We start from the raw sequence: 23,804 nt of genomic DNA on the forward strand, positions 1-23,804 counted from the left end.
ATTAATACTTTTGTACTACATTAATACTTGTGTAATGCATTAATACTTTTGTACTAAACTACATTGATACTTTTGTACTAAAAAAAGTGAGTTTTATTTACGATCGCCCCTACCGATCGACACTATCCAAGTCAACAAGCGATTTGGGAGACAGCAATGAGCAAATTTCAGTTATTCGATGCAGTGAGTTTAACCGAACCCATCGCCCAAAACATACTCTTTCATTGTGGTACGGGCGAGACGCCCGTACATCATCTGCGGTTAAAATATTCATTGACAACAAAAAGTGCGCTCGCCTCCCAGCGGTGGGAATGGATGTTAAACAAGGTTAAAATATTAATTGGCAACAAAAAGACCGATCGCCCAAACCACCACCCAAACCAACTACTTGCCTAATACCACAGCATCCGTACTGCTAGCAAAAGCCGGACGAATAAACTCCTCCTTCTCGGAGGCTGTGATGTAACCCTTATCTACAGCTAGCTGCATCACTTCCTGAAGAAAACCTCTCAGCGCATCTAATACTTGAGTGCGATCGAATTCAAAATGCTTTTCCCAGCAGGAAGTCCCAAACTTGCTCAAAGTACAGCTAATGCGATCGTCTGTGGGTACTAACTTGATAGTTAGCGTACAACTTTCAGCAAAATCTATTTCTATTGGCTTACCTTGTGACAGTTTCCTAATTTGTTCAGGCAGATTATCGTCCAAAATCATACAGATATCAGGATCTAAAAATACCTGTATTCTCTCATCACCTATTTCTATTGATACTGTATGGTCGTACTCAAAACAAAAACGCCGGATAGCCATTTCAAAATGAGTAAGTTCTCCCAATGGATCTTCGGGAGGATCTGCGTAATTTTCTAAAAAACGTTCTCCTAACTGAAAATAAAATTTTTGATTGTTATTCATACTCGCTCCTCCTAATATTAAAAAAGTGGTAAGTTGGGTTTCGTGGCCTCAACCCAACCTACTAATATCTAATCTGGGTAAAAATTTCCCTCTGTCTCTTAGTCCGCGAAGGCGGACTTTGTGTGTATAGAAGCGGTTTCAACCGCCGAGATATCTTACGGTGTCGGATTCGGATACTTAGCGTGCACCGCATCGATTTCCGCTACAATCTCCCGATCCAAATTCACCTCCAAACTACCGATATTTTCCTGCAACTGTTCGAGGCTGGTTGCACCGATAATAGTGCTAGTTACAAACCAGCGCGATCGCACATACGACAAAGCCATCTGCGCCGGACTTATCCCATGTTTCCCCGCAATCTCAACATACGCTTTCACCGCATCATTCAGATTAGTTTTATCGTAACGCTGACCAAATCCCGCAAATAAAGCCAACCTAGAATTTTCGGGAATTCCATTCAAGTATTTACCCGTTAACAGCCCAAATCCCAAAGGACTGTAAGCCATCAATCCCACATTCTTAAAGCGGCAAGTTTCTGCCAAATTTAGGTGAAATGTCCGATTGCTCAAACTGAAAGCATTCTGAATCGAAACAACTTTCGGCAATCCGTGTTTTTCCGCCAACGTGCAGAACTCGCAAACTCCCCAAGGCGTCTCGTTACTCAAACCCAAATAGCGGATTTTCCCAGCTTTAATCAAGTCAGCAAATACCTCTAACTGTTCCAAAATCGGTACAGTTTCGTGCTCTTGAGCGATGTCGTAATCCGGCGCGCCAAATAGCGGCACATAGCGATCGGGCCAGTGGATCTGATACAGGTCGATATAGTCGGTTTGCAGGCGCTTCAGGCTGTCATTCAGGGCTTTTTCGACATTTGGGCGATCGATCTGATTTTTCCCTTCCCGAATCCACTTTAATCGAGTGCTTCTCCCCGCCACTTTAGTCGCTATAATGACTTTATCCCGCTGCTGTTTCGCCAACCATTCCCCGATATATTCCTCTGTTTTTCCCTGAGTTTCCGGTTTTCCCGGCACAGGATACATTTCTGCCGTATCGATAAAGTTGATTCCTCGGGAAATTGCCAAATCGAGCTGTTGGCCCGCTTCCTCAACGGTGTTCTGCTGGCCGTAAGTCATCGTACCCAAACAGATTTCAGATACTGATAAATCGCTGTCGCCCAGTTTTTTGTATTCCATGAGTTTGATTACTGGAAAAATATCTGATTCTATATTACAGAAAAACCTTGATTTAATTGACAACTCCAGAAAAGTGCGATCTGCTTTCTCCTCTCTTCCTCTTTTCCTCTGCGCTCTCTGCGCCCTCTGCGGTTAAAAAAAATAAAAAATATCCGCACTTAAATGTTAATATAAATAATTCGTATTCCTCTGATGTATGAGTAACCGTCCGCCCAAAGTTCCCTTTGTAAATCTCTCCCTGCAACACCAACCAATCCAATCCCAAATAGCAGAAGCAATTGGAAAAATTATCCAGGAAGGAGACTTTATTTTAGGCCAAGCAGTCGCCGAATTTGAAACAGCATTTTCAGCAGCTTCTGGAGTAAAATACGGCGTAGGAGTGGCTTGCGGAACAGATGCGATCGCTCTGGGACTCCAAGCTTGCGGCATTAATCCGGGCGACGAAATTATTATACCCGCTAACACTTTTATCGCCACCGCGATCGCCGTCCTCGAAGCCAAAGCTATACCTATTCTTGTAGATTGCGACCCGGAAACCGCCCTGATTGACCTCACAGCAGCCGAAACAGCAGTTACCTCGAAAACTAAAGCAATTATCCCCGTACACCTCTACGGTCAAATGGTATCGCCCGGGCAGCTTTTAGATTTTGCCAAGCGCCACGATTCGATCGTATTTGAAGATGCCGCCCAAGCGCACTTAGCCGAAAGAGAAGGATACCGCGCGGGTTCCATTGGTAAAGCAGCAGCCTTTAGCTTTTATCCCAGCAAAAACCTCGGTTCTTTTGGCGACGGCGGGATGTTAATTACTAACGATGCAGATATCGCAGAAAAAATGCGAACTCTCCGCAATTACGGAGCACCAAGCAAATATTTGCACACAGAAATCGGTACCAACAGCCGCCTCGACAATTTGCAAGCCGCGGTGCTCAATGTGAAATTGCCTTACTTAGAAAAATGGAATCGCGATCGCACCGAGGCCGCCCAATACTACAATACTCTACTAGAACCCCTAAAACACAAAGGTATTGTACCGATCGCCAACCACAGCAGCAGCGGTCACATTTATCACCTCTATGTGATTCGAGTTACTGAGAAAAGCCCCATTAACCGCAACACCCTTCACGAAAAACTCGCCCGAGACGGCATTCAAACAGGTATACACTATCCCGTACCTTGCCACCTGCAACCCGCCTACCAAAACTTAGGCAATCCCGGCGACTTCCCCCGCGCCGAAACCCTGTGCCAACAAATTTTATCATTGCCAATGTATCCCGGATTGAGCAATACTCAGATCGAGCAGGTGGTAAGGGCGATCGAACGATCGTTGAATAGTTAATTGTTCCCAAAAGTTAGGCTTGGGGTATTTTAATAGACCTCTTGCAAAAATAACTAGGACGGGCTCTCCGGCCCATCCCACAAAATTTTTTTTCTTGTGGAACGGGCATCTTGCCCGTTCCAGAATTTGATTAAAAGGATTTTTGCAAGAGGTCTAATCTGTAAAGACGCGGTTCTAAAAGCGTTTGAGTTGGAAATTAACAAATCTTTAACTCACAGTTCAAAACCGCTTTCGCGTGGCGAATCCAGCGCAGCAATCTCAAAACTTCTCAAACCATGCACATCCAGCGCAGAATTCGCATTGTTCTCAAGCGATACCTCATCGGGGAAGGTATCACAGTGCTCCTAGTGCTGCTGTACGCCCCCCTGATAGTACACTGGTACGACGGCTGGTTCAACAAAAACATCAGCATCGAACACGAATATTTCAGCCACGGACTAATTGGTTTGCCCTACGCGGCTTATATTGCTTGGATGAACCGAAAGTCCTGGCGCAGCTTGCCCAACTCACCGCATCCTTTGGGAGGCTTTTTGCTGATACTAGCAACGCTTTTTTATCTGAGTCGGTTGAGCGATTTGGTAAATTTATCCCTGCCAGTAATGCTGGCCAGCATTTGCTTATCTTTAAAAGGAATTTCCGGCTTAAAATTGCAGGCGATGCCACTTTTATTCGTATTTCTCGCCTCACCAAACCACCTTCCTTACCTCATAGAACCCTACGCCTTACCGTTGCAGCACTTCATTGCTGAAATATCAGGCTTGATATTAATTAAGGTTGGTCTCAACGTGAGAGTGGAAACAATTTATCTCTACGTAAACGATCGCATTGTAGAAGTTGCTCCCCACTGTGCAGGCTTAAAAATGCTGTTTACCAGTCTTTATGTCAGCTTAATTCTGCTGGATTGGACAGGAGTTTGGAGTTCCCACAAAAGAAGCATTTTGTTTTTAGCAAGTACATCCATTCTTAGCATCACTTCTAACATTTTCCGCAACACTTTGCTAACTTACTTTCACGGAACCGAGAGAGAGAAGCTTTTTACTTGGCTGCACGCCGGATGGGGCGGAGACTTGTATTCTGCTTGTATACTAGGCTTATTGGTACTTATCCTCAACGGGATGGAAAAGTATTTCCCAAGCCAGTCTGTAAATTAGTGAAACAAATGATTTCAGCACGGAAACTACTGCGGCGGTACCAATTATCTAAAATTGTGGTACTGGTGTTTTTGCTGGTACTGGTTGGAGTAGTAGCAATTCCCGGCTACGCGACGGGAAGGTGGCCTTGGACAAACCCGCCCCCCGTTGCAAACCTCAAGCAATTGAGAAGTTTGCGCCAACACGGGATGACACTTCCCGGCTGGGAGGTGAGCCGCGTCCAGAATAACGTCCAAATAGGCGGTCACAGGTGGTTAGTTGAAGAAATTAAAAACGATCGAACAATTGCCATTTTATTGCTGTTGCCTCAAAATGGCCCAAAAGATCAGCCCCAGGTAGAATGGCTCGATATCGATGGATTTCACCGGTGGCAAACAGATTCTCATCGCACTTTGAGGTTTACAGTAAAATTAGCGCCCATACCCGACAAGCCGCCGCCTAATGTCGAGGCCCGGTTTTTCCGAAGCTGGACTGCCCAACAAACTTTTGCTGTCGTGCAGTGGTACGCTTGGCCTAACGGGGGTTCTCCAGCAACCAGCCGCTGGTTTTGGGAAGACAGCATTGCTAGACTGTCAAACCGCCGCGCCTCTTGGGTTGCTGTCAGTATCATCGTTCCCGTTAAACCGCAAGAGGACATTAAGATAGTTGAACCGTTGCTGGAATCTCTCGGCCAAACTGTTCAGGCTAAATTAATAGCAGAAACTTTTCGTTTGAGTAAGTAGGTAGGTGCAAATAAATCGGCTTGCGGGGTGGGCGGGTTTTGCCACAATAAACTGCCTCACAGTAAATATCCTGGTTCAACCCGCCCCTTGTATCTTATTGTTTTTTCGCGCCGCTCTATTTAGTATTGTAGGGTGCCACGGCTCCTTTCTCGTTTCCCTTGTAAGCGTAAGTGTTCGCTTCTGACGCACCCTACAGGCCTCGCCCGGTGGTTTAAATGCGTAACAGCTTATCTTATTGTTTTTTCGCGCCGCTCTATTTAGATGAAACTTAAAAGTCAGCGAATTATTCAAAATATTACTCTTTTTTATCCTCTCAAAATGCGGGAAAAATTCACAATTAAAAATCGCGTCGCTTTTTCCTTGGCAAGCCTGTATTCAACTGCTTGGACTCTATCTTTTACTGCTGTATTCTGGGGTTTTAACTGCAAAGTTTTTCCAGAAACGGCTTTAGCTCAATCTGTTGTTCCAAGAGACGACCGGCAGAGTCCGCCGCCACCGCCACTGCGCGTACCGCCACCGCCGCCTGCCAATTTCAATCGGGAAATTAACCCAGCTTTTCGGAATCGGCCCTACCGCCTGGGCCCGGGAGACCAGATTTCTGTTCAAGTTCAGCGCTTCCCCGAGCTAGGTTTTACAGGTGCAATCAGCCCTGAAGGGGTAATTGTACTGCCGCTAATCGGAACAGTAAATGTGCGGGGTCTTACCGTAGAAGAATCACAGCAGCGCCTCCGGGAGCGCTTTGCCCAATTTATCAAAAATCCTCAAGTCTCGGCTGCTTTGCTGGTTCAGCGCCCCGTAGTAGTGACGGTGACGGGGGAAGTGGCGAGACCGGGTTTTTATCCGCTGCAAACTCCCCAGCTTCCGGCGGCTCTGGCGGCTGCTGCTGGGACTACTCCTACGGCCGAACTGCGGGCGGTGCGGGTGCGGCGGACTTTGCCGGGAGGTGGTGTCGCGGAGCAAGTTGTTGATATTTTGACACCGCTGCAAACTGGTATTGCTGGGCCGGATTTGCGTTTGGAAGATGGAGATGCGATCGTTGTACCGTATCAACAGGTTACGCCCGATCGCAAGTCCGATCGAGATTTAGCATCCCGGTACAGCCTCGCTGCTGCCGCTGTCCCCGTCCAAGTCACTGTCACCGGAGAAGTCAGCAAACCCGGTTTTTATACGCTTCCGGCGGGTTCTGGTCGAATTTCGGCTGCTTTGACCATCGCGGGGGGAGTCACGGGAAAAGCCGATTTGCGGGAGGTGCGAGTGCGGCGGACGCTGATGGACGGCTCGTCGGTGGAGGAACCAATCGACCTCTACACTCCCCTAGCAAAGGCTAACGATTTGTTCGATTTTCCTTTGGCCTCGGGAGATGTGATTGTCATCCCGGAATTGGATGCTAGTACCAAAAACCTAGACTACGATAAAGCTCTGGTTTCGCGGTCTACTCTGATTAAGCCCAGGATCTACGTTCGAGTTTTGAGTTACGCTAGTGGTGGTTTGACCTCGTTCTACCTAGAAAATGGCAGCAAGTTTTTGGATGCTATCAACAACTTGCCTGTTAATCTTGCTGATTTGCGGAAAATGGCTTTGATTCGGTTCGACCAAAAGCAAGGTAGAGCAATCAACCGAAAGATAGATGCTAAAGCTGCTTTGGAGGGCAATGTTTCTCAGAACCCGATGCTGGAAGATAATGATGTGATTGTGATTGGTCGGAATCTGGTAGAGCGCGTTGGTTATGTAATCAATACTTTTACTCGACCGTTCCGCGATACTTTGGGATTTATTCTGTTCTTCGATCAGTTGAGAAATGGGGTGACAAATCTGTTCGGCCCGTCATCTAATGATAATAATAATAATAGGTAGTCATTAGTCAGCAGTCAGCAGTCATTAGTCAGCAGTTACGCATTTAAAATAGTATTGTAGGGTGCGTCAGCCCTTTCTCGTTTCCCTTGCCTAGCAAGTGTTCTAGCTGACGCACCCTACAGGCCTCGTTAGTGGTTTAAATGCGTAACAGCTTAGTCATTAGTCAGCAGTCATTAGTCAGCAGTTATTAGTCATTAGCGGGAGAACTATGCGGAGAGTAAAAAGCGTTTTTGTATTAGTGCGATCGTCTCAAATGGCTGATATATAAGCGCGAGCAAAAACTCTTGCTCGCACTAATACAACAGCTTGTACACAGATGCTCCGCTCATTAGTTATGATTTCTCGTTAGCAATCTAAAATCTAAAATCTAAAATCTAAAATCGTTATGACTTTATCAGTTGTTAAACGTTATTTAATTGCTTTCGACCAATACAAGTGGGTGGGACTGGCTACTCTGGCGGCGACTGTGGGCGTGTCGGGAGTAGTGGCTTTGCAGCCAACTCCGCCGCCAGTTTACGTTGCCGCAGGTACGCTGGCTTACCGCAGACCGAGCGTGATTTTTTCATCGACTACTACTAAAATTCAACAGGAAGGACAAGAAATAACTAAAGATATGCTGTTGGATACAAGGGTGGTTGAAGCAGCAGCAAAAAAAGTAAATGTTTCTGCTAAAAAGCTGGCAGACAACGTGCAGGTAAAGATGCCGAGCAAGAATAATGACCCGAGCGCTTTGATTCAAGTATTGTACAAAAATGCCGATCGCAAAAAAGCAGAAGCGGTAGTAGAGGCGCTGATGAAGGAAATGGTGGCTCGCAGCCAAACTATTAATACTTCTAGACTGCGAGAAACGATCGGCCAAATTAACATCCGCTTGCCGAAAGTAACACAGGAACTTAGAGAGACGGAAGAAAAACTTGAAGCTTACGAAAAACGAGAAGGAACTGCAATTTTAGCAGCTCAGAGCGGTGTACTGCCGCAAGCGATTACCAACAGCCAACAGCAGCAGCGGCAACTCCGCTTGCAGTTGGGAGGAATTCAAGCTCAAATTAACAGTTTGCAAGAGCGCTTGGGATTGAATGTGGAGCAAGCTTACGTCGCTCAAGCACTCTCTGCCGATCCAATTATTGCACAACTGCGAGTGCAACTGTTTTCGATCGAATCTCAGCTCAAAATTCTCCGCAGCGACTTGCAGGAGGAACACCCGAAAATTGTAGAATTGCTCAAGCAAAAACAAGCTTTTGAGCAGCAGTTGCAGCAGCGACAGTCGGAGGTGCTCGGCGGTAACGGGGTGGCGGCTCCGCTCAGAAGTGCCGATCGAATTCGAGTAGACTCTTCTTTAGACCCGGCCAGACAGCAGCTAGCTCAAAGTTTGATTGCTTTGCAAACGCAGCGGGATACGGCGCAACAGCAACTCAAAGGAGTCGAAACAACTGAACAGCAATTGCGCCTGGAACACGCGAGAATCCCCAACAAGCAGTTAGAACAAGCGCGGTTGGCCCAGCAAGTAGCGCTGAAAAAATCTCTCTACGATAAGATGCAGTCGGCTTTGGTAGATGCTGAGGCGGCGGTAGCTGAGACAACGGGGAGTTTGACAATCGCCCAACTTCCCAAAACTGATGATGTGGAGTCAAGCAAGAGAGGTTTGCCTGTTATGCTGGCGGTGGGAGGATTTGTGGGATTGCTGCTGGGCGGGGGGTTGATATTTTTGTTGGGGATGCTCAACGGCAAGTTTTACAGTTGGGAAGAAGTGCGGGCGGCTTTGGTGGAAAAAGAGGTGCCGATACTGGGAGTTTTGCCTGAAGTGATTGTGTTTGATTCCTATGGGGATGAGATGCCTTTGGCGCTAGAACCAAATTCTCCCTATTTGGAATTTTACGAGCGGTTGCGCACTAATTTGCGCCGGATCGGGGACAAACCGGTGAAGGTGGTGTTGCTGACTTCGGCGGCGCCTTTGGAGGGGAAAAGTTTTAGCGCTTACAATTTGGCAATTGCGTCGGCTCGATCGGGTAAACGGACTTTGTTAATTGAAGCAGATTTGCGATCGGCTTCTAACGTGGAATCTTTGAAAATCGCCGCCGATCCTCTGGCGGCGGTGGAACCTTTGCACTATTACGGCAATATGAGCGAGTGCGTCCTTTTGGTTCCAGAGGTAGAGAACCTATACGTGGTGCCGAGTCCGGGCTTTTTGCGGCAGGCCTCCGCCGTACTCGAATCGAGCGAAATGCGGAGGTTGTTTGAGGATGTTCGCAACCGCTTTGATTTTGTGGTTGTGGATTCTCCGGCGCTGAGCGAGTGCAACGATGCGCTGACGCTGGAACCGTACACGGACGGTATGATTTTGGTGGCGCGGCCTGGTTACACTTTGTCTAGTATGTTGTCTGAGGCTGCCGATCAGTTGCTGGAATCTGATGACGAGGATTCGCATAAATCCGGGCCGCGGCTGTTGGGAGCGATTATTAACGGTGCTGATATTGCGGTGAAGTTCCGCAATGATATTGATATTGATGAATTGGAGTTGCCTTTGAGTGCGATCGCCGATCGGGCGATCGAAGTGCGATCGAGGCAATTACCGCAGCACTCAAAGCCTAAAAACAAGGCTATTAATAGTAAATTGAGATAATTTATAGCCTTTCTCAGAAAGATGAGGTACGACTGGGCATAGGGCATAGGGCATAGGGCATAGGGCATAGGGCATACCTCACTTTTTTGAGAACCGCTATATGTGGCTTGATTCTTCTAAAGCAATCCTCAATCAAATGTTAATATTTTGTAGGTGCAACCTAAGCAGCTTAAGCCGAAAACACTTTTAACAGCCAGTCGATTTTAGATTTTAGATTTTAGATTTTAGAATCGACTCCACAGATGAATCTGGGAGGCTGAACTTTGGTCTAAAATTTTGCGATCGGGGCGACTCCTGTCTTCAAGCAAGTATCCGTTTTTGGGCGAGTTCAACAGTCAACAGTCTGTCGATTTTAGATTTTAGATTTTAGATTTTAGATTGAAAAATTGACTCCATAGATGAATCTGGGAGGTGGAAATTAGGTCTAAAATTTTTCACTGGTCAACCGTCAACAGTCAACCGTCAACCGTCAACAGTCATTACTTGAAAATGTGTAGATCGCACTATTGATTCGATTCGGGGCGTTTGGAGTGTTTTTTCTGGATAAACTGTTCCAAATCGGCGATCGCATCTTCAAAATCCGACAAATTAATTTTCGCAGGTCTAGTCTTCTTCGGCGGAATCGAAGACTGACTCGAAGACTTAGCCGGAGGCGGTGGAGATTTAGGCTGTGCAGCTTGAGTGCTGTTCGATTCTATAGAATCAAACAATTCATCCAGGGACTCAAAAAATGATTGAGCCGAGGCCCGGCGTAAATCTTTCTGGTCGTCGTCATCCGTCATAAGCCACTCCATAGGGTCTAAAATTTGCCAACAAACTCTGCCCGCCCCCGGCGCGTGCAGACATGAAAACCCGACTAAAACAAGCAGGCGCACACAATTTAACCGGACGGTGGAATGCCTGCTGCTGAACTTGCTGCCCCTATAAAACCTGTAGCGGGCATTGTCAGCCTTCAAACTATATTTAACTCTACACCCGCCTACTGAGAGATTTGAGACTTGGTGCAGACCCAGCTCAAAATCCTTGACCCTGAAAAAATCTCAGTTACGGCTCTTTCGTTGTCTAATTAACCCTAGTCTAGTCGAGAATAAGGAGACAGGACTTATGCAAATATTACCGCTGTTCAAGGGTTGCGATGGCAACGCGCCACCTCGAAAGGACCCAGAGACGGTGTTTTTTGCTTGATTCCTAAGATTTCAAAGGCATTAGGAGATTTTAAGGTGACTCAGGGATTTGATTACGATTTAGCAATTATCGGCGCTGGCGTGGGCGGACACGGGGCGGCCATACACGCGGTTAGCTGCGGGCTGAAAGTGGCAATTATCGAAGCGGGCGAAATGGGGGGGACTTGCGTCAACCGCGGCTGCATTCCCTCTAAGGCGCTGTTGGCGGCTTCGGGGCGGGTGCGAGATTTGCGGAATGCCCACCACCTGAAGACTTTGGGAATTCAGTTGGGGAGTGTGGATTTCGATCGCGGGGCGATCGCCAATCACGCTAACACTATTGTTAGCAAACTTCGCGGCGACTTGACCAACAGCCTCAAACGTTTGAACGTCGATATTATCCAAGGTTGGGGCAAAATCACCGGTTCTCAAAAAATTGCGATCGAAACCGATAAAGGCGAGAAAACTATTACCGCCAAGGATATTATTCTCGCCCCCGGTTCGATTCCCTTCGTCCCCCCTGGGATAGAAATTGACGGCAAAACTGTATTTACCAGCGACGATGCTGTTAGATTGGAATCGCTGCCGAAGTGGATCGCAATTATTGGCAGTGGCTATATCGGCTTGGAGTTTTCCGATATTTACACCGCACTGGGCTGTGAAATTACGATGATTGAAGCTCTAGATCAATTGATGCCGACTTTTGACCCGGATATTGCTAAATTAGCAGAACGAGTGTTAATTGCACCCCGCGATATTGAAACAAAAGTTGGGTTGTTGGCGAAAAAGATTATTCCTGGTTCGCCGGTAATTATTGAATTAGCTGATTTCAAAACTAAGGAAGTTGTCGAAGTTTTGGAAGTTGACGCTTGTTTGGTAGCAACTGGTCGGGTTCCGGTGAGCAAGAATTTGGGGTTAGAAACTGTTGGCGTGGAAACGATGCGCGGTTATATCCCAGTTAACGATAAGATGCAGGTTTTGGCGGTGGGAGAACCGGTGCAAAATTTGTGGGCGATCGGCGATGTTAATGGCAAGATGATGTTAGCGCATTCTGCGTCTGCTCAGGGAATTGCTGCGGTGGAAAATATTTGCGGGCGATCGCGCGAAGTTGACTATTTGAGTATCCCGGCGGCGGCGTTTACTCACCCGGAAATTAGCTATGTGGGGATGACGGAACCTGCGGCGAAGGAGTTAGGAAAAACTGAAGGGTTTGAGGTCGGTTCTGTCAAGAGTTATTTTAAGGGAAATTCTAAGGCTATTGCGGAGGGTGAAACCGACGGTATGGCTAAGGTGATTTACCGGAAAGATACTGGGGAGTTGTTGGGAGTTCACATTTTCGGTTTGCACGCTTCGGATTTGATTCAGGAGGCGGCAAATGCGATCGCCCAGCGCGATTCTGTGAACACTTTAGCATTCCGAGTTCACACGCACCCGACGCTTTCGGAAGTGTTGGATGAGGCGTTTAAACGGGCGGCTGGGGCTGCGGGCGGTCATTAGTTTGGGCGGTGTCCCGATTAGTGTCAACTTAAGTCTAAACCCTGGAAAAATCACGTTTGCATCCCAGTCTCGATCCCCCTAAATCCCCCTTCTTAAGGGGGACTTTGAAATCGATTTCCTGGATTTTTGACAGGTCTTTTGGAATCCATTTGCCCCTTTTTGAACAGGGCTTTGAATGCTCTTGTCCCCCCCTTCTTAAGGGGGGCTAGGCAGGGTGGTTTTATTGTGGGGAGAAGAAATCTGAAACGACAGAAAGCACCACTCAAAGCTCGCGTCTGGGACGCAACTGTTATATTAATAAAGGTACGTAGTTGGGCTTTAGCCCTCTTTCTATATACGTCTCAAGAGGGCTAAAGCCCAACTACGTACCTATTTCTAGGATGACAATTAATCCACCCTGCTTCTTAAGGGGGGCTAGGGGGGATCGAAAGCCTGTGGGAGCAACAGGAGACTGGTACTATGTTTGACGTGTTTGTTGACACCAATGCGCGATCGCGATCGCCCGTTTTTGAGAATTGTGTTTAAATGGAACTAAATCAGCGAAAAGAACAATTTAGTAAAGCTTACGTCCGTGCTGTGGCAGCAGTGGCTGGCTGTTCGGTAGATCAACCAGAAAATGATTATGATAGCGTTGACCTCTGTATCAAGGCTGTCGATCGCGATCCAGTGCAGCCGCACCGCCTCGAATTGCAGTTAAAATGTACATCAAGAGATGTACTCAATGCCCAATGTGTTAGATATCCGCTCAATGTCAAAAATTACAACGACTTGAGAGTGACTGCCTTTATTCCCCGCCTGCTAGTTGTGGTTTTAGTGCCTGAAAATATCGGGGAATGGATACAACAGTCAGAACAGGAAATGTTGCTCAGACATTGTGCCTACTGGTTATCTTTGCGGGGAATGCCGGAAACTCAAAATATTAGTCGCGTGACTGTTGAGTTGCCCCGCAGCAATCAGTTTACAGCAGAGGCTCTACAGTCCATTATGCAGCGCATTAGCCAAGGAGATATCCCATGAAAGTAACTGTACGGGATTTTGAAGTTTTTAATAGTTTAGATGTGAATGTAATCATAGCATATTTACAAAAACATGGCTGGCAAGAACACAGCCGAATTTATGATAATAAAGGGGCGATTTGGGTGAAGAAAAATGATGCGGGAGAGGTGTTTGATATCGGATTGCCTCTGACGCGGGAGTTTGCGGATTATCCAGCTAGGATGGGAGATGCTGTCAAAAAGCTAGAACTGACAGAAAATCGCTCCCAATTAGAGATTTTAAGCGATTTAATTACTTCGTTAGACAATACTGAGATTCAGGGATTTGTTGTAAAAGTTGATCGGGAAGCAGGGGAGGAAATTGCTAAGGTTGCGATGATGGGATTTGTGGTGGGTAAGTTGCGAAAAATCTATCTCGAATTGCAAGAAAATGATGGCAATTTGGCACTGAAAGCTTATCAGGAAAGAATTCCGGTCACTTGCGGCGGCGATTTTGTCAAAGAAGGCGGATATTTTGCTGGTAAAAATCTGCGCGATTTTGCTTTGATAGCCTCGGAATAAGGGAAATGAGCTAAAAGTGCTTCGCGTTTATTTAGGGCGGCGGTAGAATTACAATCGAATTTTCAGCTAATTCGAGAAATTCTTCAGCTTGGGCGATCGATTGTGCGGCTTGATCGTTGGTAACGGCATCAAGTTCGCCGTAATCTCCAGCATTTCGCAATTCCTGAGCTCTGATGAGGTATTGGTGAAACTTAACAGGAACTCTTCCTGTACGAGCAAATTCTCGGCCAAAGGCACTAATGACTGCGGAATGTTTAGAAAAAGATAACCCTTCACCTTCTAAAAATGCTTCGGCAATATAAAACATAGTGTAGTAGGCGCGAGAGGCTGCATAATCAGGGTATTCGCCATCTAACATTAACTTTGCCGCTGAAAGGCTTTGACGGGCTTTAGCGAGTAAGTTTAATTGAGCGGATGTCATATTAAAATTCCCTCTTTACGGATATTTCTGAGTAAAGGGCCTTGATAATTAGTGAATTTTTCTTCATTCATAAACTGGCAGCTAATCACTTCATCATTTTGGAGCGACAAATCTGCTACAATCTTAAGAGTTCTATCAATTTCTTCGCCCGCTTGAACTGGCGCTTTCAAAACTACTAAAACATCTATATCTGACTCTGGATGTGCATCACCTCGCGCTTGGGAACCGTAGAGCACCATTTGGATGAGACGATCGCCGTAAAGTTGCTCGAAGTGCGATCGCAGTTGCATCAGTATGTTCTTAAGTTTATCGTTAATGTTCATATTTTTTGTTGTAAATGAGATGAATGGTTGCAATGGCAAACTTGGTACGCACCTTAGTACAGGAGAAAGTGGTATGGTACAGTATCCGAAAATGAGAGAGGAGTTGTTAGAAACTCTCCGCAGTTTGGCAGATAGAGAATATCAACATAAAGTTTGGATAGACAAGGATTATTCATTAGGAATTGAGTGCGACAGTTTTGATGATGCGGTTCATTTTCTTTACGACGATACAGTGTTGGCAGAAAACCAGGATGCGGCGATCGGAGTAATTATTAAAAATGAAAAAGAAGCTCGTTTGATGGAAGCAGTTTGTCAGGCTATAGACTTAGTTTTTGAGGTGTTGGGGACAGAAGCTTCTGATGAGGAGTATATTAAATCTTCTGAGTGGACAGGGGTAGTTGAGGCTGCATCGAAAGCGTTGCAGGCTATGGAAAGTAAAGCGCAGAAAGCGGTTGAGGTTTAAGTGAAAGGGCGATCGCACTTTAAGCAGAATGCTGCAAATCAGGCTGGAGTTTGGCAACAACAAAAGGAGATTGGAGTTCCTAAAACCTTAGATTTAACGACTATTCTACCAATATTGGTCTTTTCATTATACAAGCCACTTTTCCATAGGCTTGATATGAACCCTGTAGCCCTTCCAGAGTATGAATGATGTCCTCCAAATCTCCGCATTTACTTGTCCAATCTCCCGAATAAAGCTGTCGAGCCATATGTGTTGGAATTTCATCTTCATCTACATAAATTGCTACTTTCTCAAAATCGGCTTCGGGATTGCGACTCTCACAAAGCTGATATCCTAAAGTTTGAAAAGCACTTATGAAAGCTGGTAAAGATTCAATTCGCGGTTCTTCTGGCCAGTAATAAGGACGTTGAGGGATGGGCCACCAAGGGCGATCGCACACGCCAGCGGCCCAAGCAACACAGTTATATTCAGGTGTTCTTGGACTTTCTATGCTGTATGTAGTGTTTCGGAGGTTGGGGAAACGAATTTCTAATGAAACAGACTGCATCTAAATTAATTTCAGCTCCCTACCCCATTGTAACCAAGCTTCAACGGCTTGTTTAAAGTTGTCTTCAGGGCTAACTGGATCTTGTTTTGCGATCGCAGTAAGGGCCATAAACCAATGATCTGGTTGTCGTTCAAGTTCGCGCAGAATTAGGGGGATAGCGGGTTTACCGATGCTAATAATTTTTTGGTAAGCAGGATGATTTAATTTTTTGGTAGGTGAAGAGAACATTTCTGTGTCATAACGCCATTTTTCTGCAAGTTCTAAAAATGTTTCTTCCAATGGCTGCTGAGTTTGTAAGTCGGAATGCTCTAGTTTATCCATGAGCTGTAATCGCGCTGTTGATTGGCTTTATGGGATTATAGCATTGTATTGGGATCTGGTGAAAAGGGCGATTCATGCTCGGGATAGCTTCCCTCGATCGCACTTTAAGCAGAATGCTGCAAATCTGGCTGAATTTTAGCAGCAACAAAAGGAGATTCGATATCAATCAGCCAGTTTTCATCAATCACTTTGAGATTGGCATCTAAAATCAGAGTCAGTTCGCCAATTTCATCATCGCCCTCATCGCTAACCAGGTTGTTTTCGCCCGCAGATAAATCGGCTTTGAGTAAAAATTTAAGTTTAATCCAGTGAGAAGTGGAATGGTTGTTGATGATATTCGTGCCGAGCGATCGACCGATCGACTCTGCACAGATGGGATGAATGAGAGCTATTTATTCATAAAACTTATTATTGCTATCCCAGTAGCCCAGTATTTTGTAATTACAGGATTCTAAATGTTGGGTTGCGAGGTGATTTATATGAATAGGTTCTAAGAGTTTAGCAAGTTCATCCCAAAGTTGATGATTTGTCAAAGTTACTGGATTCATTAGCTTAATTCTCCCTTAATGACTTGTTTTGACACCAGGAAAGTGTAAAACTCCCTCAATAAACTTTCCGTAATAACGATAATCTCCACCCGATCCTAACACCTTAGATTTTTAGCTTTCCTCAGCAATTTCTCTGGATTTTTTTTCTCCCTGATATCTCAAACCTTTGACTTCTCTTTTAAAGTCATTATATTTCTCAATCCTTTCTGTTAGATTCGTCTCAAGTTTGTAATCGGTTCGGATACCTTCAACCGCTTTTCTGATTGCTTCAGCATCAAAGCTAGTATCACCTGCTAGCAAAACATTCAGCTTATGCAAAAAAACAACAGCGTCTTCTTTGTTAGCACCGTTCGGATGATTATTGAAGAAGCCATCCTCTAAACCCTGGATCTTCTCTGAAGCTTTTTCACGAGTCCTCTCAAGTTCGGCTTCAGCAATCCTCTCATCAAGTTCTCGGAAGAGAATTTTAAAGTTATCGTTGAACTTATTGAGTGCATCTAAGTCTTTTACATCTACATCTTTTTGGTTGCTACAGCTTTTTTTATCAATATCTTTTACTACATCAATGACGATTCTGGCAAAAGCAAGCTTTCCTAAATGGGGTTTATCTTTCGAGGCAGCTTCAACGCAGGAGTTGATCGCTTTGAACATTGTCACACCTTCGTCGAGTTTTTTCTGAATCTCTTCCTCCTTGATATCTTTTATGTCGCTATCTGCCAGCCCGCAGATATGCTTTGCATATTTTTGGGCTCCCAATACACCGATCCTCAAAGGAATAATATCTTCTATTTGAGGCTCTTTGAGTTTTTCAGGAAAATTCACTCCTCGTTCCTTCAAGTCACCGATTTGAAGTACATAACGTGGTTTTAGTAAGGGAGTCTTCTGCCAGCCATATTCTTCTTTTGTCAGTTGTTGCTTTGCCTTGTTACCATCTGAGTCGCTGTCCACAAGGACGATCACTGCTGCTTGCTCAGTATCTCTACTACGTGCTAAGTAAGTCATGTAAGGCACATTTCCAGTTCCTCCAGCAGGCACAATCGTTATTTCATTCAAGTTCAAAGTTTCTCGCTTCGATGCACCGCTTCGCAGTAAATGAGTTGCTGCACCTGCCAGCAAAACTTGATCGACAGTCCCCTCAACCATAAGATTACACTGACTGATATAAACTGTTTCAGCGACAAATGCGCCTAATGAAGAACGAAGTGGTTCATAGCGGTTGTTGGCAGCACTCTTAACTACTTTTGTCCCCTCATATCCAATTCCTTTATTCAAAACACGGATGCGTTCAGAGTGGTTCTTATCGATGAGAAAAGGAGAGTGAGTAACATAAACTACCTGAGAACTGGGAGTACCATCTTCAGAACTGGCAACTTCTTCAAAAATCTTCAGTAGATCTTGTTGAGCCTGACTGGATAAGTAGGTGTCGGGTTCATCCATGAGAAGAATTTCAGGGATGCTATTAGGTGGTCGATATGACCTATGTTGAATAAAGTAACTGAGAAAATATTTTAAGCCAGAGCTTCTCTCCTCAAAAGAATATTTTGTTTTCGTCCGGTCGAGAATACTGAATTCTAAATTATGATCTTTAGCTTGGACGATAATTTGAAATTCATTATCTTGTAGCCAATACTTGGGAAAATTCAGATTAGCTGAGAGTTGTTTGTTGATTTTATCTATTAATGCCTGCGTATATCCTATATCATTTTTCGCCATTGCATTGGCTAGTTCAACAATAGCTATATCGCTAATCTTGGCAATAGTGCATATCATATCATAGGCAAGTTGTATTCCTTTTTCTTGATTTGAGTCCTGGTTGTCTGTACTTTTGTAGCAATCTTCAAGTTCTTTTAAAAGATTGTTTATGAGTTCATATCCCTTCTTGTCATCATCATTAGATGCCTGAGTTGGAGGAGCTGACTTTTTTAATAAAGTTTTCAATAACGGTGAATGTTCTATTAGTTGATCTAGCAAAAGCCTAACATTTGTTCTGCGATCGAAAGATAATAGTTCATATCCTGTACCTTCAGGCTTTTTATTGATAATTTCAACTAATTTTTGAATCGGTACACTATCTGGGAGAGCTGTAGTAGTATCCAGTCTTCTAGTTCTTGGTAGTATCTTCTGAAATTCTTTAATAGAATCTGATTTTACTGGATGTGGGTTGGGTTCATCAGGTAGATATATTATTAATTCATCAATATTTTTTCTAAATAATAAAAATCTGTTAAATTGTTGAGCTTTCGGAATTTCAGAGAATTTCTTGATTTGATCGGCTTCTTGTTGAGAAACGTCAGACCATTCAGTAACAAAATCTGGGATACGTGACTTATCAGCAGTGATGAGAAATCTGTCAGAGTATCGGCAAAAATCGGACGCGGAGATTTTCTGTTCCTTATAATCACATCCAGTAATTGCTTTCTCAATCGCGGTCAGTAGGTGTGATTTACCTGATTCATTAGCACCCACAACAGCCGTAATTTGCGGCTCTATAGGGACTTTAATGAAAGGGAACCATAGGTCGTTACCATCTGCCTTAATTATTTCCCACGGAAGAGTTTTTATGTTTTTATTGGCTTCTTCGGAGTTGGTGGGTTGATTGTCCGTAGCGGAGGATTGCCGATGGTGATCGACGTTGAAAGACTTATAGAATCGGATAAAAATTGCATCTAGTCTCATATTTAGGAAAAAATAGGGGAACACTAAATTTTATTATAACTCAACAAGGAGAATTGCAAACAGCCCGATCGCCCTTATACTATTCTTAGTATTGGTAAGCCAAAAACCATGTCACTCACACAAACCCAAGTCACCTACACTGAAGCTCAAGCGAATCTCGATCTACTGTGCGAACAAGTCATCAGCGATCGCGATGCCATCATCATCACCCGCAAAGACGGCGAAAACGTAGCCTTAATTGCCGCTGACGAATTGGCCAGCCTAATAGAGACAGTCTACCTGCTGCGATCGCCCAAAAATGCCGATCGCCTGTTAAGCGCCCTAAAAGACGCACAAGCCAGAATTGTCAAACCTCAGACTGTCAGAGAATTACGCCAAGAAGTCAACGAGTAACTGAGACTGACTCCACAGCAGCCGATTCAGCAAAATTTCCTTCATCTCCGTCACTAAAACCCGTGCCAAATTCAGTATACTCCCGCACTTTAGGATGGCGAAAACCAAGTACAATATCTTCTTTAGGAACACCTGCTGCTAGTAAATCGGTAGCCACTCCTTCTTCAGTATCATCATATTGAATCCAGATTTTATCGCCAATTAAATTGATGTGAATTGGTGTAGCGTGAAGGTACTTGTTCTCATTCCAACCAATATCCAAGACTAAGTAGCCTCCTCGTTCATCATCAAATAAAAGTTGAGACTGATAGCCGTCAGGTATAGTATTGCGAAAGTTAGCGTGTTCCCGAAGTATGGTTTTGATGATTTCTTGGTATCTCAATCGGGTATCCATTGAAGTATTGCCTCACTTTTTTTATCAAAAACAAGCAGTTTAACAAGATTATTTTTTAATAAAACTTGCCCTAATTCTATGGTAAATACGCTATTAAAAACTTCCTCAGAAATAGCCAGATATAAATTTCGCTTTATCTGCATTTCATTAAGCACTTGGCGGTAAAGAATGTACTGCCCTAAAGCTTGTTCCAAATCTTTTACATCCGATCGCCCTACAAAACTCTTAACCTCAACAACAATTTTTTCTGTTCCTTTTTCAGCATTAATTAAACGTTCTGCACCCAAGTCGGCCGATAAACGCTTGCGACCAATTTGAAGGGGAAATGGATCGTGAGTAATCGTCCAGCCATCCTTTTGTAGGGCACGCTTAACTGTATCGTGATAAATATCTTTAGCTGACACGCATTAGCACTCAGATTAGGAGGATTCACTGCAACCATTATATAATACGTTGAAACTTGTTGCGATCGCCCTTTATCCCCCTACTATGCTTCAAATCCGCCGCCGTCCCCCCAGCACATCAGTCTCCGTCCTCTACCTCAGCTACAAAATCGCCGTACCCGACGCCGAACCCCAGCACATCCTCGAAGAAATCGTCTGGCAAAAAGAAGCTGAAGTGGCCCAAAAGCGCGATCGCACCCCCTTATCCGAACTTCACAAAAAACTCCCCTTTGCACCGCCCATCCGCGACTTTCTGGGCGCCCTCAAAAACGGCAAAACCGCACCCGCTATCATCGCCGAAGTCAAAAAAGCTTCCCCCAGCAAAGGCGTAATTCGGGAAGATTTCGACCCAGTGGCGATCGCCCTAGCTTACCAACAAAACGGCGCTAGCTGCATCTCCGTACTCACTGATGAAAAGTTCTTTCAAGGCAGTTTCGACAACCTCGCTAAAATCCGTGCCGCCGTCGATTTACCCTTACTTTGCAAAGAATTTATTATCTATCCCTACCAAATTTATCTCGCCCGAATTCACGGCGCCGATGCTGTTTTGTTAATCGCAGCTATTCTATCTGACAAAGATTTACAATACTTTGTAAAAATTGTCAAGACGTTGGGCATGACAGCTTTAATAGAAGTTCACACTCTCGAAGAACTCGATCGAGTATTAACCCTCGAAGGTGTCAACCTGATCGGCATCAACAACCGCAACCTAGCAGACTTTTCCGTCAGCCTAGAAACTACCACTAAACTATTAGCCGATCGACAAACCGAAATCCAAGCAAAAGGCATCCTCATCGTCAGCGAGTCAGGAATCCACACTCCCGACGACCTAACTCAAGTTACCAAGGCAGGCGCCAAAGCCGTTCTGATCGGGGAATCTCTGGTCAAACAGCCAGATCCGGGTGCAGCTTTAGCCGCTATCTGCGCTCCTCCTCTGGGCGCATGACCCCCAGACCGCTTGACAAATAGCCCTGAATTCTGATAAAACTCGATCGAGCAGGCAAACAAATGAGAATTTCTGCCCTGGATCGACTCAGGCGCTGAAAAAAAAATAGCAATCGCAGCTACATCGCATAGAAATATCTTGCAGCCAAGCAATTAAATCTATTCTTTGAGCCGGTCGAGCGCCAAATTTAGCGTCTCAAACCCACGCTTGTCCGAATATTTAATCGGCAAAGTAGCGGTTTTTTGACTGTTAGAAAACACATAAAAATCGGGCATTTACCGTTCACCTGTGATGCCGCTCATGCGAATTGCATGAGGGGTGTCGGTTCACTGAGGTATGTTAGCTTTCATGGAGCCAATTCCCCTTCCGTCCTACATTCATTATGAATTGCTACTTCAATTGTTAGAACGCAAAACGATGTTTGCTGTCAGTCCCCAATCGCCGCAGCAGCAACAAGTGCACCAACTTATTATTACACTGCGTAAAGCCCTTGCCATTCAAAAGCAATTAGAACAAAGCTGCGAGCGATCTAACTTAGCGGTAGAACATCGCTGGTCTCTAAATGAAACTAATCCTATGGGATCTAAAAATTAAAAAACTTAGGGTGCGGATTCGGCAATAGAGCTTTTTGATTTATCAGAAAATTGAGTTGAAAACCCCGTTACTTCGACTTCGCTCAGCACATCGCCTTTTAGGACGGCTTTATTGCCAAAAAGTTCTAAAAGTTTCCCAAACTTCGCATCAGGGTACGGTATACTACAAATAGATACAGGTAGAATAACCGCTAGCATCAAATGGATAACCAACCCCAAAACGATTGGCTAGGAAACAATAATGTCTCGTGGGTGGCGAAAACCACAAAAACATAGCTAGGGTAGCCATAAGCACCCATACCAGAAAACTCAAAATCTTAGTAGTTAGATGTACCGTAGGGCATACGGGAACAAAGGGAGTGATTCCTTAACGCTTGGGAAGACAAGCCCTCTGGAGCTATTCAAATTAGGCTCGAAACACAGGTTCAATTGGACGGGTTTTTGGTTTAAATATTGCCGAAAGGATGAATGGTTTAAAGGTGTGTCAGTGAACCAAGAATCCCCGCGCGTTCACGCCGGGGAGTGTCAATCTATATAACTCCCATAGAAATAGTTAGGACCGATCATGGACAACAAATCAATGCTGATGATTCCTGGCCCGACACCGGTGCCCGAAGCGGCATTGCTGGCGATGGCAAAACACCCGATGGGCCACCGCAGCAAGGAATTTGATGCGATTTTTGCAGAATGTACCGAAAACCTGAAATGGTTGCACCAAACCAGCAGCGACGTGCTGAGTTTAACGGTTTCCGGTACTGGCGCTATGGAAGCTGGGATAATTAATTTCTTGAGTGCGGGCGATCGAGTTTTAGTCGGCACTAACGGCAAATTTGGCGAACGCTGGGCCGAAGTAGCCGAAGCTTACGGTTTAAATGTCGAAATTATTAAAGCCGAGTGGGGCCAACCTTTAGATCCCGAAAACTTCCGCGAAAAACTCGAAGCAGATACAGAGAAGCAAATCAAAGCTGTCATCATCACGCACTCGGAAACCTCTACCGGCGTACTCAACGACCTCGAAACCATCAACCGCCACGTTAAAGCCCACGGTGAAGCTTTAATTATGGTCGATGCTGTCACCAGTTTAGGGGCTGCCAATGTGCCGATGGATGCTTGGGGAATCGATGTCATTGCTTCGGGTTCTCAGAAAGCTTACATGATTCCGCCTGGTTTGGGTTTTGTCGCCGTCAGCCCCAAAGCTTGGGAAGCTTACAAAACTGCGAAATTGCCCCGCTATTATTTAGATTTGGGCAAATACCGCAAAGAAGCTGCAAAAAATACGACTCCTTTTACTCCACCGGTCAATATGTTTTTTGGACTGCAAGTAACATTGCAGATGATGAAAGCTGAAGGATTGGAAAACGTTTTCGCGCGGCACAAACGGTTAATGATGACTACTCGCGCTGCCGTACAAGCTTTAGGTTTGCCGTTATTTGCCGCTGACGGTGCCGCCAGTCCTGCGATTACCTCTGTCATGCCGCCCGCCGAAGTAGATGCTCAAAAAGTGCGGACTTTGATGAGAAAGAGATTTGACATTTCTCTCGCCGACGGACAAGACCATTTGAAGGGGAAAATCTTCCGAATCGGTCATTTGGGCTTCGTGTGCGATCGCGATATTCTAGCAGCTATTTCTTCTTTAGAAGTGGTGTTGCGAGAAATGGGTTACGAAGGCTTTACTCCTGGTGCCGGCGTTGCCGCTGCTGCGAGATTATTGGCTGAATCTTAATCTCAGTTA

General features: G+C 45.1%; 26 protein-coding genes. 15 read left to right on the top strand and 11 right to left on the bottom strand.

Annotated features, from left to right (window positions below; all coding sequences use genetic code 11):
* Positions 1–156: 156 nt before the first annotated feature.
* Positions 157–396 carry a hypothetical protein gene (locus QUB70_RS16200; RefSeq protein ID WP_332981867.1) on the top strand — a complete coding sequence of 80 codons (240 nt, stop codon included), beginning with the start codon at positions 157–159 and terminating at the stop codon, positions 394–396.
* Here the strand turns inward: QUB70_RS16200 and QUB70_RS16205 are convergent.
* Both QUB70_RS16205 and QUB70_RS16210 read right to left on the bottom strand, forming a co-directional pair.
* Positions 385–912, bottom strand: a complete 528-nt coding sequence (locus QUB70_RS16205; protein ID WP_332981870.1) for a hypothetical protein — start codon at positions 910–912, stop codon at positions 385–387. The two genes, QUB70_RS16200 and QUB70_RS16205, sit on opposite strands and share 12 nt — an antisense overlap.
* 155 nt (positions 913–1,067) lie before the next feature.
* Complete coding sequence (locus QUB70_RS16210) at positions 1,068–2,105, bottom strand: NADP(H)-dependent aldo-keto reductase (RefSeq protein ID WP_332981871.1); 1,038 nt, start codon at positions 2,103–2,105, stop codon at positions 1,068–1,070.
* Positions 2,106–2,301: 196 nt separating this feature from the next.
* Between QUB70_RS16210 and QUB70_RS16215 the strand changes: the two genes are divergently transcribed.
* The 5 genes from QUB70_RS16215 (at position 2,302) to QUB70_RS16235 (ending at position 9,788) form a co-directional block, all read left to right on the top strand.
* A complete protein-coding gene (locus tag QUB70_RS16215) occupies positions 2,302–3,441 on the top strand; it encodes a DegT/DnrJ/EryC1/StrS family aminotransferase (protein WP_332981872.1) in 1,140 nt (379 codons plus the stop codon).
* Between the two features lie 275 nt (positions 3,442–3,716).
* Positions 3,717–4,592 (top strand): cyanoexosortase B, encoded by an 876-nt coding sequence (gene crtB / locus QUB70_RS16220; protein ID WP_332981874.1) that lies wholly within the window; start codon positions 3,717–3,719, stop codon positions 4,590–4,592.
* 8 nt (positions 4,593–4,600) lie between these two features.
* The gene (locus tag QUB70_RS16225; RefSeq protein ID WP_332981876.1) at positions 4,601–5,314 is read left to right on the top strand and encodes a cyanoexosortase B system-associated protein; all 714 of its coding nucleotides are present in this window, start codon (positions 4,601–4,603) and stop codon (positions 5,312–5,314) included.
* 261 nt (positions 5,315–5,575) lie between these two features.
* The gene (locus QUB70_RS16230) at positions 5,576–7,168 is read left to right on the top strand and encodes a polysaccharide biosynthesis/export family protein (protein WP_332981877.1); all 1,593 of its coding nucleotides are present in this window, start codon (positions 5,576–5,578) and stop codon (positions 7,166–7,168) included.
* 385 nt (positions 7,169–7,553) lie between these two features.
* Complete coding sequence (locus tag QUB70_RS16235) at positions 7,554–9,788, top strand: GumC family protein (RefSeq protein WP_332981879.1); 2,235 nt, start codon at positions 7,554–7,556, stop codon at positions 9,786–9,788.
* Positions 9,789–10,291: 503 nt separating this feature from the next.
* Here the strand turns inward: QUB70_RS16235 and QUB70_RS16240 are convergent.
* Entirely contained in the window at positions 10,292–10,582 is a 291-nt protein-coding gene (locus tag QUB70_RS16240; protein WP_332981881.1) for a hypothetical protein, read from the bottom strand.
* Positions 10,583–11,008: 426 nt separating this feature from the next.
* Here QUB70_RS16240 and lpdA point away from each other — a divergent pair, with 426 nt between their 5' ends.
* The 3 genes from lpdA (at position 11,009) to QUB70_RS16255 (ending at position 14,004) form a co-directional block, all read left to right on the top strand.
* A complete protein-coding gene (gene lpdA, locus QUB70_RS16245; RefSeq protein ID WP_332981883.1) occupies positions 11,009–12,448 on the top strand; it encodes a dihydrolipoyl dehydrogenase in 1,440 nt (479 codons plus the stop codon).
* A gap of 525 nt (positions 12,449–12,973) precedes the next feature.
* Positions 12,974–13,465: a DUF4365 domain-containing protein gene (locus QUB70_RS16250; RefSeq protein ID WP_332981884.1), complete on the top strand. Its 492-nt coding sequence runs from the start codon at positions 12,974–12,976 to the stop codon at positions 13,463–13,465.
* Positions 13,462–14,004 (top strand): hypothetical protein, encoded by a 543-nt coding sequence (locus tag QUB70_RS16255; protein WP_332981885.1) that lies wholly within the window; start codon positions 13,462–13,464, stop codon positions 14,002–14,004. Before QUB70_RS16250 ends, QUB70_RS16255 begins: the two co-directional genes overlap by 4 nt.
* A gap of 31 nt (positions 14,005–14,035) precedes the next feature.
* Here QUB70_RS16255 and QUB70_RS16260 read toward each other — a convergent pair whose 3' ends face one another.
* Both QUB70_RS16260 and QUB70_RS16265 read right to left on the bottom strand, forming a co-directional pair.
* Entirely contained in the window at positions 14,036–14,425 is a 390-nt protein-coding gene (locus QUB70_RS16260; RefSeq protein ID WP_332981886.1) for a HEPN domain-containing protein, read from the bottom strand.
* Positions 14,422–14,748 (bottom strand): nucleotidyltransferase domain-containing protein, encoded by a 327-nt coding sequence (locus QUB70_RS16265; RefSeq protein WP_332981887.1) that lies wholly within the window; start codon positions 14,746–14,748, stop codon positions 14,422–14,424. Before QUB70_RS16265 ends, QUB70_RS16260 begins: the two co-directional genes overlap by 4 nt.
* Positions 14,749–14,821: 73 nt before the next feature.
* On the opposite strand from QUB70_RS16265, the gene QUB70_RS16270 reads away from it, so the two are divergent.
* Positions 14,822–15,211, top strand: a complete 390-nt coding sequence (locus QUB70_RS16270) for an SCO4402 family protein (protein WP_332981889.1) — start codon at positions 14,822–14,824, stop codon at positions 15,209–15,211.
* A 100-nt stretch (positions 15,212–15,311) separates the two neighbouring features.
* Here QUB70_RS16270 and QUB70_RS16275 read toward each other — a convergent pair whose 3' ends face one another.
* Positions 15,312–15,758, bottom strand: coding sequence for a DUF7689 domain-containing protein (locus tag QUB70_RS16275; protein ID WP_332981891.1), 447 nt, complete (start codon positions 15,756–15,758; stop codon positions 15,312–15,314).
* Complete coding sequence (locus QUB70_RS16280; RefSeq protein WP_332981892.1) at positions 15,759–16,079, bottom strand: hypothetical protein; 321 nt, start codon at positions 16,077–16,079, stop codon at positions 15,759–15,761.
* A 74-nt stretch (positions 16,080–16,153) separates the two neighbouring features.
* Here QUB70_RS16280 and QUB70_RS16285 point away from each other — a divergent pair, with 74 nt between their 5' ends.
* Positions 16,154–16,285, top strand: coding sequence for a hypothetical protein (locus QUB70_RS16285; RefSeq protein WP_332981893.1), 132 nt, complete (start codon positions 16,154–16,156; stop codon positions 16,283–16,285).
* A 186-nt stretch (positions 16,286–16,471) separates the two neighbouring features.
* Here the strand turns inward: QUB70_RS16285 and QUB70_RS16290 are convergent, their stop codons facing one another.
* Entirely contained in the window at positions 16,472–16,627 is a 156-nt protein-coding gene (locus QUB70_RS16290; RefSeq protein ID WP_332981895.1) for a hypothetical protein, read from the bottom strand.
* Positions 16,628–16,738: 111 nt separating this feature from the next.
* Complete coding sequence (locus tag QUB70_RS16295) at positions 16,739–19,303, bottom strand: AAA family ATPase (protein WP_332981897.1); 2,565 nt, start codon at positions 19,301–19,303, stop codon at positions 16,739–16,741.
* A gap of 108 nt (positions 19,304–19,411) precedes the next feature.
* Between QUB70_RS16295 and QUB70_RS16300 the strand changes: the two genes are divergently transcribed.
* Entirely contained in the window at positions 19,412–19,696 is a 285-nt protein-coding gene (locus QUB70_RS16300) for a type II toxin-antitoxin system Phd/YefM family antitoxin (protein ID WP_332981899.1), read from the top strand.
* On the opposite strand, the gene QUB70_RS16305 is transcribed toward QUB70_RS16300, so the two are convergent.
* The gene (locus QUB70_RS16305; protein ID WP_332981900.1) at positions 19,686–20,090 is read right to left on the bottom strand and encodes a XisI protein; all 405 of its coding nucleotides are present in this window, start codon (positions 20,088–20,090) and stop codon (positions 19,686–19,688) included. The two genes, QUB70_RS16300 and QUB70_RS16305, sit on opposite strands and share 11 nt — an antisense overlap.
* Positions 20,075–20,494, bottom strand: coding sequence for an element excision factor XisH family protein (locus QUB70_RS16310; RefSeq protein ID WP_332981902.1), 420 nt, complete (start codon positions 20,492–20,494; stop codon positions 20,075–20,077). The genes QUB70_RS16305 and QUB70_RS16310 overlap by 16 nt, the downstream gene beginning before the upstream one ends.
* A gap of 85 nt (positions 20,495–20,579) precedes the next feature.
* On the opposite strand from QUB70_RS16310, the gene trpC reads away from it, so the two are divergent.
* The 3 genes from trpC (at position 20,580) to QUB70_RS16325 (ending at position 23,795) form a co-directional block, all read left to right on the top strand.
* Entirely contained in the window at positions 20,580–21,479 is a 900-nt protein-coding gene (trpC, locus tag QUB70_RS16315; protein ID WP_332981915.1) for an indole-3-glycerol phosphate synthase TrpC, read from the top strand.
* 348 nt (positions 21,480–21,827) lie between these two features.
* Positions 21,828–22,073 (top strand): DUF5340 domain-containing protein, encoded by a 246-nt coding sequence (locus QUB70_RS16320; RefSeq protein WP_332981917.1) that lies wholly within the window; start codon positions 21,828–21,830, stop codon positions 22,071–22,073.
* Between the two features lie 564 nt (positions 22,074–22,637).
* Positions 22,638–23,795, top strand: a complete 1,158-nt coding sequence (locus QUB70_RS16325) for a pyridoxal-phosphate-dependent aminotransferase family protein (protein WP_332981904.1) — start codon at positions 22,638–22,640, stop codon at positions 23,793–23,795.
* Positions 23,796–23,804: the final 9 nt, after the last annotated feature.

It is taken from the genome of Microcoleus sp. A003_D6, assembly GCF_036702825.1.
Taxonomy (GTDB): Bacteria; Cyanobacteriota; Cyanobacteriia; order Cyanobacteriales; family Microcoleaceae; genus Microcoleus.